The 16735-nt window shown below is 54.7% G+C and carries 13 protein-coding genes; all 13 read left to right on the plus strand.

Going from position 1 to position 16735, the window contains the following annotated elements; genetic code table 11:
* Positions 1 to 5: 5 nt before the first annotated feature.
* The 13 genes from cdsA to E0E17_RS10855 all read left to right on the plus strand — a co-directional run bounded on the left by cdsA (position 6) and on the right by E0E17_RS10855 (position 16730).
* Positions 6 to 863, plus strand: coding sequence for a phosphatidate cytidylyltransferase (gene cdsA / locus E0E17_RS10795; protein ID WP_130834076.1), 858 nt, complete (start codon positions 6 to 8; stop codon positions 861 to 863).
* A gap of 12 nt (positions 864 to 875) precedes the next feature.
* Positions 876 to 2225, plus strand: coding sequence for a sigma E protease regulator RseP (gene rseP / locus E0E17_RS10800; RefSeq protein ID WP_130834077.1), 1350 nt, complete (start codon positions 876 to 878; stop codon positions 2223 to 2225).
* A 51-nt stretch (positions 2226 to 2276) separates the two neighbouring features.
* Entirely contained in the window at positions 2277 to 4682 is a 2406-nt protein-coding gene (bamA, locus tag E0E17_RS10805; protein ID WP_130834078.1) for an outer membrane protein assembly factor BamA, read from the plus strand.
* A gap of 116 nt (positions 4683 to 4798) precedes the next feature.
* Complete coding sequence (skp, locus tag E0E17_RS10810; RefSeq protein WP_130834079.1) at positions 4799 to 5296, plus strand: molecular chaperone Skp; 498 nt, start codon at positions 4799 to 4801, stop codon at positions 5294 to 5296.
* Positions 5297 to 5299: 3 nt separating this feature from the next.
* Entirely contained in the window at positions 5300 to 6325 is a 1026-nt protein-coding gene (gene lpxD, locus E0E17_RS10815; RefSeq protein ID WP_130834080.1) for a UDP-3-O-(3-hydroxymyristoyl)glucosamine N-acyltransferase, read from the plus strand.
* A 147-nt stretch (positions 6326 to 6472) separates the two neighbouring features.
* Positions 6473 to 6928 (plus strand): 3-hydroxyacyl-ACP dehydratase FabZ, encoded by a 456-nt coding sequence (gene fabZ / locus E0E17_RS10820; RefSeq protein ID WP_007893924.1) that lies wholly within the window; start codon positions 6473 to 6475, stop codon positions 6926 to 6928.
* A gap of 3 nt (positions 6929 to 6931) precedes the next feature.
* Positions 6932 to 7720, plus strand: a complete 789-nt coding sequence (gene lpxA, locus E0E17_RS10825; RefSeq protein WP_130834081.1) for an acyl-ACP--UDP-N-acetylglucosamine O-acyltransferase — start codon at positions 6932 to 6934, stop codon at positions 7718 to 7720.
* A gap of 3 nt (positions 7721 to 7723) precedes the next feature.
* Positions 7724 to 8869, plus strand: coding sequence for a lipid-A-disaccharide synthase (gene lpxB / locus E0E17_RS10830; protein WP_130834082.1), 1146 nt, complete (start codon positions 7724 to 7726; stop codon positions 8867 to 8869).
* Positions 8862 to 9488, plus strand: a complete 627-nt coding sequence (gene rnhB / locus E0E17_RS10835; RefSeq protein WP_130834083.1) for a ribonuclease HII — start codon at positions 8862 to 8864, stop codon at positions 9486 to 9488. The genes lpxB and rnhB overlap by 8 nt, the downstream gene beginning before the upstream one ends.
* Positions 9489 to 9519: 31 nt before the next feature.
* Positions 9520 to 13002, plus strand: coding sequence for a DNA polymerase III subunit alpha (gene dnaE, locus E0E17_RS10840; protein ID WP_130834084.1), 3483 nt, complete (start codon positions 9520 to 9522; stop codon positions 13000 to 13002).
* 12 nt (positions 13003 to 13014) lie between these two features.
* The gene (gene accA, locus E0E17_RS10845) at positions 13015 to 13974 is read left to right on the plus strand and encodes an acetyl-CoA carboxylase carboxyl transferase subunit alpha (RefSeq protein WP_130834085.1); all 960 of its coding nucleotides are present in this window, start codon (positions 13015 to 13017) and stop codon (positions 13972 to 13974) included.
* Positions 13975 to 14112: 138 nt separating this feature from the next.
* The gene (locus E0E17_RS10850) at positions 14113 to 16263 is read left to right on the plus strand and encodes a lysine decarboxylase LdcC (protein WP_130834086.1); all 2151 of its coding nucleotides are present in this window, start codon (positions 14113 to 14115) and stop codon (positions 16261 to 16263) included.
* A 77-nt stretch (positions 16264 to 16340) separates the two neighbouring features.
* The gene (locus tag E0E17_RS10855; protein ID WP_130834087.1) at positions 16341 to 16730 is read left to right on the plus strand and encodes a VOC family protein; all 390 of its coding nucleotides are present in this window, start codon (positions 16341 to 16343) and stop codon (positions 16728 to 16730) included.
* The last annotated feature ends 5 nt before the right edge of the window (positions 16731 to 16735 follow it).

A 16735-nucleotide genomic window follows, 5' to 3' on the forward strand; every position in this document is an offset into this window, starting at 1 on the left:
AACCTTTGCTGAAGTCTCGTCTGATTACCGCGTTAATTCTGATTCCGCTGGTAATTGCTGCGCTGTTCTGGTTACCGCCTGCTGGTTTTGCGATCATAACCATCGTGATCTGTATGCTTGCCGCCTGGGAATGGGGGCAGCTGGCGGGTATGGCGTCCCGTCAGCAGCGTATCTGGCTGGCCGTGCTCTGCGGCTTGCTGCTCGCCCTGATGCTTTTCACCCTGCCGCCTTATCATCCTGATATCCATCAGCCGCAAATCACCGCCTCGCTCTGGGCTTCGCTCTGCTGGTGGATAGTCGCGCTGCTGCTGGTCCTCTTTTATCCGGCATCCGCGGCTTTGTGGCGTAATTCACGTCCGCTGAGACTGCTGTTTGGTATTCTGACGCTTATCCCCTTTTTCTGGGGTATGATGGCGCTGCGCCAGTACCACTATGAAACCGATCACTTTGCCGGTGCCTGGTGGCTGCTGTTTGTGATGTTTCTGGTGTGGGGCGCAGACTCTGGCGCGTATATGTTTGGCAGACTGTTTGGCAAACACAAGCTGGCACCCAGGGTATCGCCCGGCAAAACCTGGGAAGGTTTTTTTGGCGGCCTGCTTTCCTCAGCTGTTATAGCCTTGCTGTTTGCCCTGCTGGCGCCGCTGACGGTTGCGCCTGGCACGCTGGTTATCTGTGCGGTAATTGCGACACTGGCCTCAGTGTTAGGTGATCTGACTGAAAGTATGTTTAAACGCGAAGCCGGAATTAAAGACAGCGGCAGCCTGATCCCCGGTCATGGCGGTATTCTTGATCGCATCGATAGCCTCACTGCGGCGGTTCCGGTGTTTGCCTGCCTGCTGTTGCTGGTGTTCCGCACCCTCTGAGGACACGCAAAGATGTTGAACATACTCTGGAGTTTTGTCGCGTTTATTATCGCGCTCGGCGTGTTGATCACCGTTCATGAATTTGGTCATTTCTGGGTCGCTCGCCGCTGTGGCGTAAAAGTCGAGCGCTTCTCCATCGGTTTTGGTAAAGCGCTCTGGCGTCGCAGCGATCGCCAGGGCACCGAATATGTTATCGCGCTTATTCCCCTCGGCGGCTACGTTAAAATGCTGGATGAACGTGTCGAAAGCGTGCCCGCTGAGCTGCGACATCAGGCCTTCAATAACAAAGCCATCTGGCAGCGCACCGCGATTATTGCGGCGGGTCCTGTCGCCAATTTCATCTTTGCTGTGTTTGCTTACTGGCTGGTGTTTATGCACGGCGTGCCAGGGATTCGCCCGGTAGTTGGCGAAATTTTGAACGACTCGGTGGCTGCAGAGGCGCAAATTGCGCCCGGCATGGAACTTAAGGCCGTTGATGGCATCGAAACGCCTGACTGGGATGCGGTGCGCATGGCGCTGATTGATAAAATCGGCGACAGCGAAACCACCGTCACGGTTTCCCGCTTTGGGGAAAATGCCACCCAGCAGAAACGGCTCGATCTGCGACACTGGCAGTTTGAGCCCGATAAACAGGATCCGGTTGTTGCCCTGGGGATTCGTCCGCATGGCCCGCAAATCGAAACCACGCTGGATAACGTGCAGGCGAATTCGCCTGCCAGTGCAGCCGGTTTGCAAGCGGGCGACAGGATCGTTAAAGTCGATGGTCAGCCTTTAACGCAATGGCAGGCGTTCGTGGTTCAGGTGCGGGATAATCCCGGCCAGAAGATGGCGCTTGAGGTCGAACGACAGGGCGAGCGGGTACAGCTGACGCTGATACCGGAAGCGCGGCCGGGCAATGCCGCGGAAGGGTTTGCGGGGGTGGTACCGCGCGTTATCCCGCTGGCGGATGCTTATAAGACGTTAAAGCAGTATGGGCCGGTTGCAGCGATCGGGGAGGCCAGCGTGAAAACCTGGCAACTGATGAAACTGACCGTTTCCATGCTGGGCAAATTACTGACCGGTGACGTCAAGCTGAATAACCTGAGCGGGCCAATTTCGATTGCGCAGGGCGCAGGGATGTCAGCAGAGTACGGGTTGATTTATTATCTGATGTTTCTGGCGTTGATTAGCGTCAATCTGGGCATCATCAACCTGTTTCCTCTGCCGGTTTTAGATGGTGGGCATCTGCTTTTCCTGGCGATCGAGAAGATCAAAGGGGGACCGGTGTCCGAACGAGTTCAGGACTTCAGTTATCGCATTGGCTCTATTCTGCTGGTGTTGTTAATGGGGCTTGCACTTTTCAATGATTTCTCACGTTTGTGATGGCTGGAATGCAGACGGGCGTGGGATGTGTTAGGAAAACGCATAATAACGATGGCGATGAAAAAGTTGCTCATAGCGTCGCTGCTGTTTAGCAGCGCCACCGTTTACGGTGCAGACGATTTCGTGGTGAAAGATATTCATTTCGAAGGGTTGCAGCGAGTCGCCGTCGGCGCGGCTCTGCTGAGTATGCCGGTACGTGTAGGCGATACGGTAGATGATGATGACATCAGAAATACCATTCGTTCTCTCTTTGCGACCGGCAACTTCGAAGATGTTCAGGTTCTGCGCGACGGTGAAACCCTGATTGTTCAGGTAAAAGAGCGTCCCACGATTGCCAGCATCACCTTCTCCGGCAACAAAGCGGTGAAGGAAGAACAGCTGAAGCAGAATCTTGAAGCCTCAGGCGTTCGCGTTGGAGAAGCCCTGGACCGCACCACCATCTCCTCCATCGAGAAGGGTCTGGAAGATTTCTACTACAGCGTCGGGAAATATACCGCCAGCGTTAAAGCCGTCGTGACGCCACTGCCGCGTAATCGCGTTGACCTGAAACTGGTCTTCACCGAAGGCGTGTCAGCAAAAATCCAGCAGATCAATATCGTCGGTAATAAAGCCTACAGTTCTGATGAGCTGATCTCCCGTTTCCAGCTGCGTGATGAAGTGCCCTGGTGGAACGTGGTCGGCGACCGCAAATATCAGAAGCAGAAACTGGCGGGCGATCTGGAAACGCTGCGCAGCTTCTACCTCGACCGCGGTTATGCCCGTTTCAACATCGACTCAACCCAGGTCAGCCTGACGCCGGATAAAAAAGGCATCTATATCACGGTGAATATTACCGAAGGCGATCAGTACAAGATCGCTGGCGTGATTGTTAACGGCAACATGGCGGGTCACTCGGCAGAAATTGAACATCTGACGCAAATCCCGGCGGGCGAGCTGTATAACGGCACCAAAGTCACGCGGATGGAAGATGAGATCAAGAAACTGCTGGGTCGTTATGGCTATGCCTATCCGCGTGTGATGACCCAACCGGAAATTAACGACGCCGATAAAACGGTGAAGCTGCGTATCAATGTGGACGCCGGCAACCGTTACTACGTACGTAAAGTCCGCTTTGAAGGCAACGATACCTCTAAAGATTCGGTGCTGCGTCGTGAAATGCGCCAGATGGAAGGCGCGTGGCTGGGCAGCGATCTGGTTGAGCAGGGTAAAGAGCGTCTGAACCGCACCGGCTACTTTGAAACCGTGGAAGTGGATACCCAGCGCGTGTCGGGTACGCCGGATCAGGTGGATGTGGTCTACAAGGTCAAAGAACGTAATACCGGTACGCTTAACTTTGGTATCGGCTACGGTACGGAAAGCGGTGTCAGCTTCCAGGTGGGCGTCACCCAGGATAACTGGCTGGGCACCGGTAACACCGTCAGCCTGAGCGGTACCAAAAATGACTACCAGACCTATGCGGAATTCTCGCTGACTGACCCTTACTTTACTGTCGACGGTGTCAGTCTGGGAGGTCGTATTTTCTATAACGACTTCAAAGCGGATGATGCCGATCTTTCCGACTATACCAACAAGAGTTATGGTCTGGATGGCACGCTGGGCTTCCCGGTCAACGAAAATAACACGCTGCGCGTCGGGTTAGGCTATGTGCATAACGACCTGTCGAACATGCAGCCGCAGATCGCGATGTGGCGTTATCTCGACTCGGTGGGCAAGCCGCAGGATCTGAACAAAGATGGTGAGTTTTCGGCGGATGATTTCACCTTCAACTACGGCTGGACCTATAACACCCTGGATCGCGGCTTCTTCCCGACTTCCGGTAACCGTACCAACCTGAACGGTAAAGTAACGATTCCGGGCTCGGATAACAGCTTCTATAAAGTGACGCTGGATACGCAGCAGTATGTACCGCTGGATCAGGATCGCAACTGGGTGCTGTTGGGCCGTGGCCGTGTCGGTTATGGCGATGGCCTGAGCGGCAAAGAACTGCCATTCTATGAAAACTTCTATGCTGGCGGCTCCAGCACGGTGCGTGGTTTCCGCTCCAATACCATTGGTCCGAAAGCGGCTTACTACAACGACAACTCATCAACCTGCTCTGGCGCGAATCGTATCTGCTCTTCAAATGATGCAGTGGGCGGTAATGCCATGGCGGTGGCCAGCCTGGAGTTGATCACCCCAACGCCGTTCCTGAGTGAGAAGTATGCAAACTCGGTACGTACCTCTCTGTTTATTGACGGAGGTACCGTATGGGATACCAAGTGGGAAAATACCGAAGATACGCGTATCGCAGGCGTACCTGACTACAGCGATCCGAGTAATTTCCGCGTTTCCAGCGGGATCGCCCTGCAGTGGATGTCGCCGCTGGGTCCGTTGGTCTTCTCCTATGCGCAGCCGATCAAGAAATATGATGGAGATAAAGCAGAACAGTTCCAGTTTAACATCGGTAAAACCTGGTAAGGTTCTGAGCAGGGAAGCGTAAGCAAACTATTGCTTCGGGACGGAGTGCCAGCGCGCCTCCGTTCTCAGGCAAAAAATGTGTCGCAGACACAAACGTTGATGGTAAGGAGTTTATAGTGAAAAAGTTGTTGTGTGCCGCAGGTCTGGGTCTGGCTTTAGCGGTTTCCGCGGGCGCTCAGGCTGCTGATAAAATTGCAGTGGTAAACGTGTCCAGCATTTTCCAGCAGTTACCGCAACGTGCGACCGTTGCCAAACAGCTGGAAAACGAATTCAAAGGCCGTGCAACCGAACTGCAGAGCCAGGAACGCGATCTGCAGGCCAAAATGCAGCGTCTGCAGCGTGACGGTTCTACCATGAAGGCCAGCGAGCGTAGCCGCATGGAAAAAGAGATTATGTCACAGCGTGAAGCGTTCTCCTCTAAAGCGCAGGCTTTTGAGCAGGACAATCGCCGTCGCCAGATGGAAGAGCGTAACAAGCTGCTGAGCCGTATTCAGGACGCCGTAAAAGCCGTAGCGAAAGATGATGGCTATGACGTCGTTATCGATGCGAATGCCGTGGCTTACGCAGCAAATGCGAAAGACATTACTGCTGACGTGCTGAAACAGGTTAAATAATCGATGTCATCAATTCGACTGGCTGATTTAGCCCAGCAGTTGGATGCAGAATTGCACGGAGATGGCGATATCGCCATCTCCGGCATTGCTTCTATGCAATCCGCCAAAACTGGCCAAATCACGTTTCTTGCTAACAGCCGCTACCGCGAGCAGCTCGCCCAATGCCAGGCTTCGGCCGTGGTGCTGACGGAAGCGGATCTGGAGTGGTGTAATACGGCCGCGCTGGTGGTGAAAAACCCCTACCTGACCTATGCGCGTATGGCGCAAATTCTGGATACCACGCCGCAGCCGGCACAAAACATTGCGCCGAGCGCGGTGATCGATCCCAGCGCAAAACTGGGTGCTAACGTCTCTGTGGGTGCCAATGCGGTGATCGAGTCCGGGGTGGAGCTGGGCGATAATGTGATTATCGGCGCCGGCTGCTTTATTGGTAAACGGACGCGTATTGGTCGCGGCACGCGTCTCTGGGCAAATGTCACCATTTATCATGAAATCGAAATTGGTCAGGATTGCCTGATTCAATCCGGTACCGTGATTGGCGCTGACGGTTTTGGTTACGCCAACGATCGTGGTAACTGGGTGAAAATTCCTCAGTTAGGTGCGGTGATAATCGGCGATCGGGTCGAAATTGGCGCTTGTACCACCATCGATCGCGGTGCGCTGGATAACACTCTGATCGGCAATGGTGTTATCATAGATAACCAGTGCCAGATAGCCCACAACGTGGTTATTGGCGATAACACTGCGGTTGCTGGCGGTGTGATCATGGCGGGTAGCCTCAGGATTGGTCGTTACTGTATGATTGGCGGTGCCAGCGTGATTAACGGCCATATGGAAATTTGTGACAAGGTGACTGTAACCGGAATGGGAATGGTCATGCGTCCGATCACTGAACCTGGGGTATACTCTTCGGGCATCCCGCTGCAACCTAACAAAACCTGGCGTAAAACTGCAGCGCTGGTGATGAATATCGATGACATGAGCAAACGCCTGAAAGCCATCGAACGTAAAGTCGGCAAAGACGACTGAACGCATCCCAAAACTGACCGGCTTTCATAACAATGATAAGCAGGGAAGCCAGGTGCCACGAACCGATTTGCGGCCTGCGAAAGATCATTTTGATCGGTGCAGGCCGTGTTATTGATGCCATCAGATTTTTAGGACAGGAAGAGTATTTTGACTACTGAAACGCATACTCTGAAAATTGAAGAGATTTTAGAACTGCTGCCGCACCGTTACCCGTTTTTGCTGGTTGACCGTGTACTGGATTTTGAAGAGCACAAATATCTGCGTGCGGTGAAGAACGTTTCGGTAAACGAGCCGTTTTTCCAGGGGCACTTCCCTGGTAAACCGATTTTTCCGGGCGTTCTGATTCTGGAGGCGATGGCACAAGCAACAGGCATTCTGGCGTTTAAAAGCGTCGGCAAGCTGGAGCCAGGCGAACTCTACTATTTTGCCGGTATTGACGAAGCGCGTTTCAAGCGTCCGGTTGTACCAGGCGATCAGATGATTATGGAAGTCACGTTCGAAAAAACCCGTCGTGGTCTGACGCGCTTTAAGGGCGTTGCCACTGTTGACGGCAAAATTGTGTGTGAAGCAACCATGATGTGTGCCCGTAGCCGGGAGGCATAATTAGTGATTGATCAAACTGCCACTATCCACCCCAGTTCTGTCATTGAAGAGGGGGCCATCATTGGTCCCGGCGTTCATATTGGCCCGTTTTGCTATATTGGCGCCAATGTCGAGATCGGTGAAGGAACGGTACTCAAGTCACACGTTGTTGTGAACGGCCATACGCGTATCGGTAAAGATAATCAGATTTACCAGTTCGCCTCCATTGGCGAGGTCAATCAGGACCTGAAATACGCAGGCGAACCGACTCGTGTCGAAATTGGCGACCGCAATCGCATCCGCGAAAGCGTAACCATTCACCGCGGCACCGTTCAGGGTGGCAGCGTTACCCGTGTTGGCAACGACAATTTGTTGATGATCAATGCTCATATCGCGCATGACTGCGTGGTTGGCGACCGCTGTATTTTTGCCAACAACGCCACGTTAGGCGGGCATGTCACCGTCGATGATTTCGCCATTATTGGCGGGATGACCGCCGTGCATCAGTGGTGCATTATCGGTGCGCATGTGATGGTTGGTGGCTGCTCCGGCGTTGCACAGGACGTCCCTCCCTATGTGATTGCGCAGGGTAATCATGCCACGCCTTTTGGTATCAACATTGAAGGGTTGAAACGCCGCGGCTTCAGTAAAGAGGCGCTGCATGCGATTCGCAATGCCTACAAGCTGCTCTACCGCAGCGGAAAAACCCTGGATGAGGTGAAACCGGAAATCGAAGCGCTGGCGCAGCAGCACAGCGAAGTTAAGCCGTTCTACGATTTCTTTGCCCGTTCCACTCGCGGAATCATTCGTTAACCGATGTCGCGTTCCTTAACGATTGCCCTGGTCGCCGGAGAAACCTCCGGCGATATTCTTGGTGCCGGTCTGATTCGTGCTCTGAAAGCCAAATATCCTGATGCCCGCTTTGTGGGCGTTGCGGGTCCGCTGATGCAGGCGGAGGGCTGTGAGGCCTGGTATGAGATGGAAGAGCTGGCAGTGATGGGTGTGGTCGAAGTGGTGGAACGTCTGCCGCGTCTGTTGAAAATACGTCGCGATCTGACCCGACGTTTTACCGCACTGCGGCCCGACGTCTTTGTCGGCATCGATGCCCCTGATTTTAATATTACGCTGGAAGGCCACCTGAAACGCGCGGGCATTAAAACGATTCACTATGTCAGCCCTTCGGTCTGGGCATGGCGTCAGAAACGCGTGTTTAAAATTGGTCGTAATACCGATCTGGTACTTGCCTTCCTGCCGTTTGAAAAAGCGTTTTACGACCGCTTTGAGGTTCCCTGCCGCTTTATCGGGCATACCATGGCAGATGCGATGCCGTTGCAGCCTGATAAACAGGCAGCCCGACGCACGCTGGGCATAGCTGACGACACGCTCTGTCTGGCCCTGCTGCCGGGCAGCCGCAGCGCTGAAGTCGAGATGCTGAGCGCGGATTTTCTGAAAACGGCGCGCCAGTTGCGTGTGCGTTATCCGGCGCTGGAGATAGTGGTGCCGCTGGTGAATGCGAAACGACGCGCGCAGTTTGAACAGATTAAAGCTGAAGTGGCACCCGAATTACCGATGCATCTGCTGGACGGCAAAGGGCGCGAAGCGATGATCGCCAGCGATGCGGCACTGCTCGCCTCCGGGACCGCCGCCCTCGAATGTATGCTGGCGAAATGCCCGATGGTGGTGGGGTATCGCATGAAACCTTTCACCTTCTGGCTGGCGAAGCGGCTGGTCAAAACGCCCTATGTGTCGCTGCCCAATTTGCTGGCGGGACGCGAGATCGTCAAAGAATTGCTGCAGGAAGAGTGTCAGCCCGGGGCGCTGGCGGCGGCGCTTGAGCCTCTGCTGCACGCCGGGCCGGAACGTGAAACCTTGCTGGCGACTTTCCATGAATTACATACGCAAATCCGCTGGAATGCTGATGAGCAGGCAGCGCTGGCGGTACTGGAGTTAGCTCGTGGCTGAATTTATCTATCCTGAAGCCCGTCTGATTGCTGGTGTAGATGAGGTCGGACGCGGACCGCTGGTCGGTGCCGTGGTCACCGCGGCGGTGATTCTTGATCCGGCAAAACCCATTGCCGGGCTGGCGGATTCTAAAAAATTGTCGGAAAAACGCCGGCTGGCGCTATATGACGAAATCACCAGCAAGGCGCTTGCCTGGAGCCTGGGGCGTGCCGAACCGGATGAAATTGATCAGCTCAATATTCTGCACGCCACTATGCTGGCGATGCAGCGCGCCGTGGCGGGGCTGCACGTTACGCCCGATTATGTGTTGATCGACGGGAACCGCTGCCCGACGCTGCCGATGCCGGCTCAGGCGGTGATCAAAGGCGACAGCCTGGTGGCGGAAATCAGTGCCGCCTCCATCGTGGCGAAAGTAACGCGCGATCGGGAGATGGCTGAGCTGGATGTGTTGTTTCCTGACTATGGTTTTGCTCAACATAAAGGTTATCCTACCGCCCTGCATCTGGAAAAACTGATGCAGTACGGCGCAACGCCCCATCACCGGCGCAGCTTCGCGCCGGTACGGAATATTCTGCTGGATGCTGAGCTACTGGCAACACGCCAGTCCACTGCGCTTTAAGAGCCTGATGCTGTTTTAACCGGAAACTGATATGGCTGAACCTCGTTTTATACATCTGCGCGTACACAGCGATTACTCAATGGTCGATGGGCTGGCGAAAACTGGCCCGCTGGTCAGGAAAGCCGCGGCATTGGGTATGCCTGCGCTGGCGATCACCGATTTCACCAACCTGTGCGGTCTGGTGAAGTTTTACGGCACCGCGCACAGCGCGGGTATCAAGCCGATCATCGGTGCTGACTTTAAAGTTGCCAGCGAACTGATGGGGGATGAGCTGACGCAGCTGACGGTGCTGGCTGCCAACAACACTGGCTATCAGAACCTGACGCTGTTAATTTCCCGTGCTTATCAGCGTGGCTATGGCATTCACGGCCCGATCATCGATCGCGACTGGCTGGTTGAGCATCAGGAAGGACTGATTTTACTTTCCGGTGGCCGCTGTGGCGATGTGGGCCGCAGCTTGCTGCGCGGCAATCAGGCGTTGGCCAGCGAGTGCCTGGCGTTTTATCAGCAGCATTTCGCCAGTCGCTACTATCTGGAGCTGATCCGTACCGGTCGGCCCGATGAAGAGCGCTATCTGCACGCCGCGGTGGAACTGGCAATTGCCGAAGGGGTGCCGGTCGTCGCCACCAACGAAGTGTGCTTCCTGAATGAAGAAGATTTCGACGCCCATGAAATCCGCGTCGCGATCCATGACGGCTACACGCTGGACGATCCCAAACGCCCCCGTAACTATAGTCCTCAGCAATATATGCGTAGCATTGATGAGATGTGCGAGCTGTTCTCGGACATCCCGGAAGCGCTGGAAAACAGCGTAGAGATTGCTAAGCGCTGTAATGTCACGGTACGTCTCGGCGAATATTTCCTGCCGCAATTTCCCACCGGCGAGATGACCACCGAGGATTTCCTGGTGGTGAAATCGCGCGAAGGGCTGGAGGAGCGCCTGGCGTTCCTTTTCCCTGATCCGGAAGTGCGCGCGCAAAAACGCCCGCCCTATGACGAACGCCTTGAGATCGAACTCAGTGTTATTAACCAGATGGGCTTCCCCGGCTACTTCCTGATCGTAATGGAATTTATCCAGTGGTCGAAGGATAACGGCGTGCCTGTTGGCCCCGGACGCGGTTCCGGTGCCGGTTCGCTGGTGGCCTATGCGCTGAAAATTACCGATCTCGATCCGCTGGAATTTGACCTGCTGTTTGAACGTTTCCTTAACCCGGAACGTGTGTCCATGCCCGACTTCGATGTTGACTTCTGTATGGAGAAACGCGACCTGGTGATTGAACACGTGGCGGATATGTATGGCCGCGAGGCGGTATCGCAGATTATCACCTTCGGTACTATGGCGGCGAAGGCGGTTATTCGTGATGTGGGGCGTGTGCTGGGCCATCCGTACGGCTTTGTCGATCGCATCTCCAAACTGATCCCTCCCGATCCTGGTATGACGCTGGAGAAGGCCTTTGTGGCCGAGCCGCAGCTGCCCGAAATGTATGAGGCGGATGAGGAGGTCAAGGCGCTGATCGACATGGCGCGTAAGCTGGAGGGGGTTACCCGTAACGCCGGTAAGCACGCCGGTGGCGTGGTGATCGCGCCGACAAAAATCACTGACTTCGCACCGCTCTACTGTGATGAAAACGGCAACCATCCGGTCACGCAGTTTGATAAAAACGACGTCGAATATGCCGGGCTGGTGAAGTTCGACTTCCTCGGGCTGCGTACGCTTACCATCATTAACTGGGCGCTGGAGATGATCAACGCCCGGCGTGCGAAGCAGGGCGAAGCACCTATCGATATTGCGGCAATCCCACTGGACGATAAGAAAAGTTTCGACATGCTGCAGCGTGCGGAAACCACCGCGGTTTTCCAGCTCGAATCGCGCGGCATGAAAGATTTGATCAAGCGTCTGAAGCCGGACTGCTTTGAAGATATGATCGCGCTGGTGGCGCTGTTCCGCCCCGGCCCGCTACAATCAGGGATGGTAGACAACTTTATCGACCGTAAGCACGGGCGTGAAGCGATCTCCTACCCCGATATTGAATGGCAGCATGAAAGCCTGAAACCGGTCCTGGAGCCTACCTACGGCATCATCCTCTATCAGGAACAGGTGATGCAGATCGCTCAGGTGCTGGCGGGCTATACGCTGGGCGGAGCAGACATGTTGCGACGCGCCATGGGGAAAAAGAAACCGGAAGAGATGGCCAAACAGCGCTCGGTCTTTAAAGACGGCGCGGAAAAAATGGGCATCAACGGCGAGCTGGCGATGAAGATCTTTGACCTGGTAGAGAAATTTGCCGGTTATGGCTTCAACAAATCGCACTCGGCGGCCTATGCGCTGGTTTCCTATCAGACCCTGTGGCTGAAGGCGCATTATCCGGCGGAATTTATGGCCGCGGTAATGACTGCCGATATGGATAATACCGAGAAGGTGGTAGGGCTGGTGGACGAATGCTGGCGCATGGGATTAAAAGTGCTGCCGCCAGATATCAACTCCGGTCTGTATCAGTTTCATGTCAATGATGAGGGCGAGATCGTCTATGGCATCGGCGCGATTAAAGGCGTCGGTGAAGGCCCGATCGAGGCGATCATCGATGCGCGTAATCAGGATGGTTACTTTAAAGAGCTGTTTGATCTTTGCGCGCGCACCGATACGAAAAAGATCAACCGGCGCGTGATGGAAAAATTGATCATGTCCGGTGCCTTTGATCGTCTCGGCCCGCACCGTGCAGCGCTGATGAGCGCGCTTGGCGATGCGCTGAAGGCGGCCGATCAGCACGCGAAAGCGGAAGCCATTGGTCAGGCGGATATGTTTGGCGTGCTGGCGGAAGAGCCGGAGCAGGTTGAGAAATCCTATGCCAGCGTAACCCCCTGGCCAGAACAGGTCAGACTGGATGGTGAGCGAGAAACCCTGGGGCTCTACCTTACCGGGCATCCCATCAACCAGTATCTGAAAGAAATTGAGCGCTATGTGGGCGGGGTGCGCCTGAAAGATATGCATCCTACCGACCGTGGTAAAATGACCGTTGCCGCCGGCCTGGTAATCGCCGCGCGTGTAATGGTCACCAAGCGCGGCAACCGAATTGGTATTTGTACGCTGGATGACCGATCCGGTCGTCTCGAAGTGATGTTATTTACCGATGCGTTAGAGAAGTATCAGCAACTGCTGGAGAAAGACCGAATTCTGATCGTCAGCGGACAGGTCAGCTTTGATGACTTTAGCGGTGGCCTTAAAATGACCGCCCGCGAAGTTATGGACATTGATGAAGCGCGTGAAAAATACGCGCGCGGACTTGCTATCTCGCTGACGGACAGGCAAATTGATGACCAGCTTTTAAACCGTCTCCGCCAGTCCCTGGAACCTTATCGATCGGGGACCATTCCGGTGCATCTCTACTACCAGAGAGCGGATGCACGGGCGAAGCTACGCTTTGGTGCAGCGTGGCGTATTTCGCCCAGCGATCGTTTACTTAACGACTTACGGTCGTTGGTAGGATCGGAGCAGGTGGAACTGGAGTTTGACTAAAACAGGAACATTATGAGTCTTAATTACCTGGATTTTGAACAGCCGATCGCAGAACTGGAAGCGAAGATCGATTCGCTCACCTCGATTGGCCGTCAGGATGAAAAACACGATATTAATCTGGATGAAGAAGTGCAGCGTCTGCGCGAAAAAAGCGTTGAGCTGACACGTAAAATCTTCGCCGATTTGGGTGCATGGCAAATCGCGCAGTTGGCTCGCCATCCTTTACGTCCCTATACGCTGGACTATGTTCGTCACGCCTTCGATGATTTCGACGAATTAGCGGGCGATCGCGCTTTTGCTGATGACAAAGCGATCGTGGGCGGCATCGCGCGTCTTGATGGCCGTCCGGTGATGATCATTGGTCACCAGAAAGGGCGTGAAACGCGCGAGAAGATCCGTCGCAATTTCGGTATGCCAGCACCCGAGGGCTACCGTAAAGCGCTGCGCCTGATGGAAATGGCTGAGCGCTTTAAAATGCCGCTCCTTACCTTTATCGACACGCCGGGCGCTTATCCGGGCGTGGGCGCCGAAGAGCGCGGTCAGTCAGAAGCGATCGCGCGTAACCTGCGTGAAATGTCCGGCCTGAAAATTCCGGTGATCTGTACGGTGATCGGCGAAGGCGGATCGGGCGGTGCGCTGGCCATCGGCGTGGGCGATAAAGTGAATATGCTGCAGTACAGCACCTATTCCGTTATCTCGCCGGAAGGCTGCGCTTCTATTCTGTGGAAAAGCGCTGACAAAGCGCCGCTGGCTGCTGATGCGATGGGCATTACCGCCGATCGTTTGAAAGAGCTGAAGCTGATCGACTCCGTGATCCCGGAGCCGCTGGGCGGTGCGCATCGTCACCCGGTCGATATGGCGGCCAGCCTGAAACAGCAACTGCTGGCTGATTTGGCCGATCTCGACGTGCTGAACACCGAAGAACTGCTGAATCGCCGCTATCAGCGTCTGATGAGCTACGGTTACGCATAAGCGCGAATATGATGTAAGCCAGGTGGGCCTCGTGGTCCACCTTTTTTTATGTCTTGCGAACAGCAGAGTAATCTGACACTGCTCGCCTGCGCTTTTCGCTATCCTTATTCAGTGCCACAACAACACCGGAGGTGCGCATTGAATATTATTGCGATCATGGGACCGCATGGCGCGTTTTATAAAGACGAGCCGATTCGTGAACTGGATGTGGCATTAAGCCAGCAGGGATTCCAGCTTATCTATCCGAAAAATGCCAACGACTTGCTGAAGCTGATAGAGCACAATTCCCGGATCTGCGGCGTCATCTTTGACTGGGATGAGTACAGCATGGCGCTGTGTCATGAAATTAACCAGTTGAACGAGTATCTGCCGCTCTACGCCTTTATCAACACCCATTCCCAGCTGGATGTCAGTATCAATGAAATGCGTATGGCGCTGCGCTTTTTCGAGTATGCCCTGAGCGCTGCGGAAGATATTGCGCTGCATATTCGCCAGTACACGGACGAGTATATTGATACCATCACGCCGCCGCTGACCAAAGCGCTGTTCACCTACGTTAAAGAGGGCAAGTACACCTTCTGTACCCCTGGTCATATGGCAGGCACCGCCTTCCAGAAAAGCCCGGTGGGCAGCCTGTTTTACGATTTTTTTGGCGGTAACACCCTGAAAGCGGATATCTCCATCTCCGTCACTGAGCTGGGCTCGCTGCTCGATCACACCGGGCCGCATCTGGAGGCGGAAGAGTATGTGGCGCGTACCTTTGGCGCAGAACAGAGCTATATGGTGACTAATGGCACCTCAACCTCAAATAAAATCGTGGGAATGTACGCCGCACCCTCAGGCAGTACCATCCTGATCGATCGCAACTGTCATAAATCCCTGACGCACTTACTGATGATGAGTGACATCATTCCCCTGTGGCTGAAGCCGACGCGCAATGCGCTGGGTATTCTCGGCGGCATCCCGAAACGGGAGTTTATGCGCGACAGCATTGCCCTTAAGGTGGCGCAAACGCCGCGCGCCAGCTGGCCGGTGCATGCGGTGATCACCAACTCCACCTATGATGGCCTGCTTTACAATACGCAGTACATCAAAGAGACGCTGGATGTTCCCTCCATTCATTTTGATTCCGCCTGGGTGCCTTACACCAATTTCCATCCTGTTTACCGTGGTAAAAGCGGTATGAGCGGCGAGCGTATCCCCGGCAAAGTGTTCTATGAAACCCAGTCCACCCATAAATTGCTGGCGGCCTTTTCACAAGCTTCCCTGATCCACATTAAAGGCGATTATGATGAGCACACCTTTAATGAAGCCTACATGATGCACACCACCACCTCTCCCAACTATGCGATTGTTGCCTCGATTGAAACCGCCGCAGCCATGCTGCGTGGCAATCCCGGCAGACGGCTGATCAATCGCTCCGTTGAGCGAGCCCTCCATTTCCGCCGTGAGATCCAGCGGCTGCGTGAAGAGTGTGAGGGCTGGTTCTTTGATATCTGGCAGCCGGAACATATTGATGAAGCGGAATGCTGGCCGATCCAGCCAGGTGACGAAGAGTGGCACGGGTTTACCCAGGCCGATCGCGATCATATGTATCTGGATCCGATCAAGGTGACCATTCTGACGCCAGGCATGAGCGAACTGGGTGTGATGGCCGACGAAGGGATCCCGGCGGCGCTGGTGGCGAAGTTCCTCGACGAGCGTGGTGTGGTGGTAGAAAAGACCGGGCCCTATAACCTGCTGTTTCTGTTCAGTATCGGCATTGATAAAACCAAGGCAATGAGCGTGCTGCGCGGCCTTACCGAATTTAAACGCGCTTACGATCTTAATTTACGGGTTAAAAATATGCTGCCGGATCTCTATGCCGGCGATCCCGATTTCTATCGCAATATGCGTATCCAGACGCTGGCGCAGGGTATTCATCAGTTGATCCGACAACACGATCTGCCGCGGCTGATGCTGAAGGCGTTTGATGTCTTGCCCGAAATGCGCATGACGCCACATCAGGCTTTTCAGCGTCAGGTGAAAGGGCAGGTGGAAACGGTGGATATCCGTGACATGATCGACCGCGTCTCTGCCAATATGATCCTGCCTTATCCGCCGGGCGTGCCGCTGGTGATGCCCGGCGAAATGATCACTGAGCAGAGCAGGGCCGTGCTCGACTTTCTGCTGATGCTGTGCACCATCGGACGTCACTATCCGGGTTTTGAAACGGATATCCATGGTGCGACCCTGACAGAGGACGGGCGCTATCTGGTGCGCGTATTGCGTGATGAAAACATCGAGTAAAATCAGAGCACTGTCGGTTGAGGTCTGCCATCAGGCGTGCCAGAGTAACACACAGATAAACAGAGAAGGGAGTATTCATGTTGCAGTTAAAGCAGGTCCACCATATTGCCATCATCGCCTCTGATTACGCCCGCAGCAAAGCCTTTTATTGCGATGTGCTCGGCTTTACCCTGACCGGCGAACATTATCGGGAAGCGCGCGACTCCTGGAAAGGGGATTTGGCGCTGAACGGGCAATACACCATTGAACTCTTCTCCTTTCCCTCGCCACCGGCACGCGTGACGCAGCCGGAAGCGTGCGGGCTGCGTCATCTGGCCTTTACCGTGGAAGATGTGGATGCCGCCTGCGCGCAGCTGACGGAAAAAGGGATCTGCTGCGAGCCGGTGCGTATCGATCCGCTGACCGGCAAACGCTGTACGTTTTTTGCCGATCCGGATGGTTTGCCGCTGGAGCTCTATCAGGCGTAAAATAG

The sequence above is a fragment of the [Erwinia] mediterraneensis genome (assembly GCF_900604315.1).
GTDB classification, from domain to species: domain Bacteria; phylum Pseudomonadota; class Gammaproteobacteria; order Enterobacterales; family Enterobacteriaceae; genus Pantoea; species Pantoea mediterraneensis_A.

Bases quoted from the DNA above. Each gene is read 5' to 3' on its own strand.
- rseP (WP_130834077.1), top strand. From the start codon at position 876: ATGTTGAACATACTCTGGAGTTTTGTCGCGTTTATTATCGCGCTCGGC.
- bamA (WP_130834078.1), top strand. From the start codon at position 2,277: ATGGCGATGAAAAAGTTGCTCATAGCGTCGCTGCTGTTTAGCAGCGCC.
- lpxD (WP_130834080.1), top strand. From the start codon at position 5,300: ATGTCATCAATTCGACTGGCTGATTTAGCCCAGCAGTTGGATGCAGAA.
- lpxB (WP_130834082.1), top strand. From the start codon at position 7,724: ATGTCGCGTTCCTTAACGATTGCCCTGGTCGCCGGAGAAACCTCCGGC.
- dnaE (WP_130834084.1), top strand. From the start codon at position 9,520: ATGGCTGAACCTCGTTTTATACATCTGCGCGTACACAGCGATTACTCA.
- accA (WP_130834085.1), top strand. From the start codon at position 13,015: ATGAGTCTTAATTACCTGGATTTTGAACAGCCGATCGCAGAACTGGAA.
- E0E17_RS10855 (WP_130834087.1), top strand. From the start codon at position 16,341: ATGTTGCAGTTAAAGCAGGTCCACCATATTGCCATCATCGCCTCTGAT.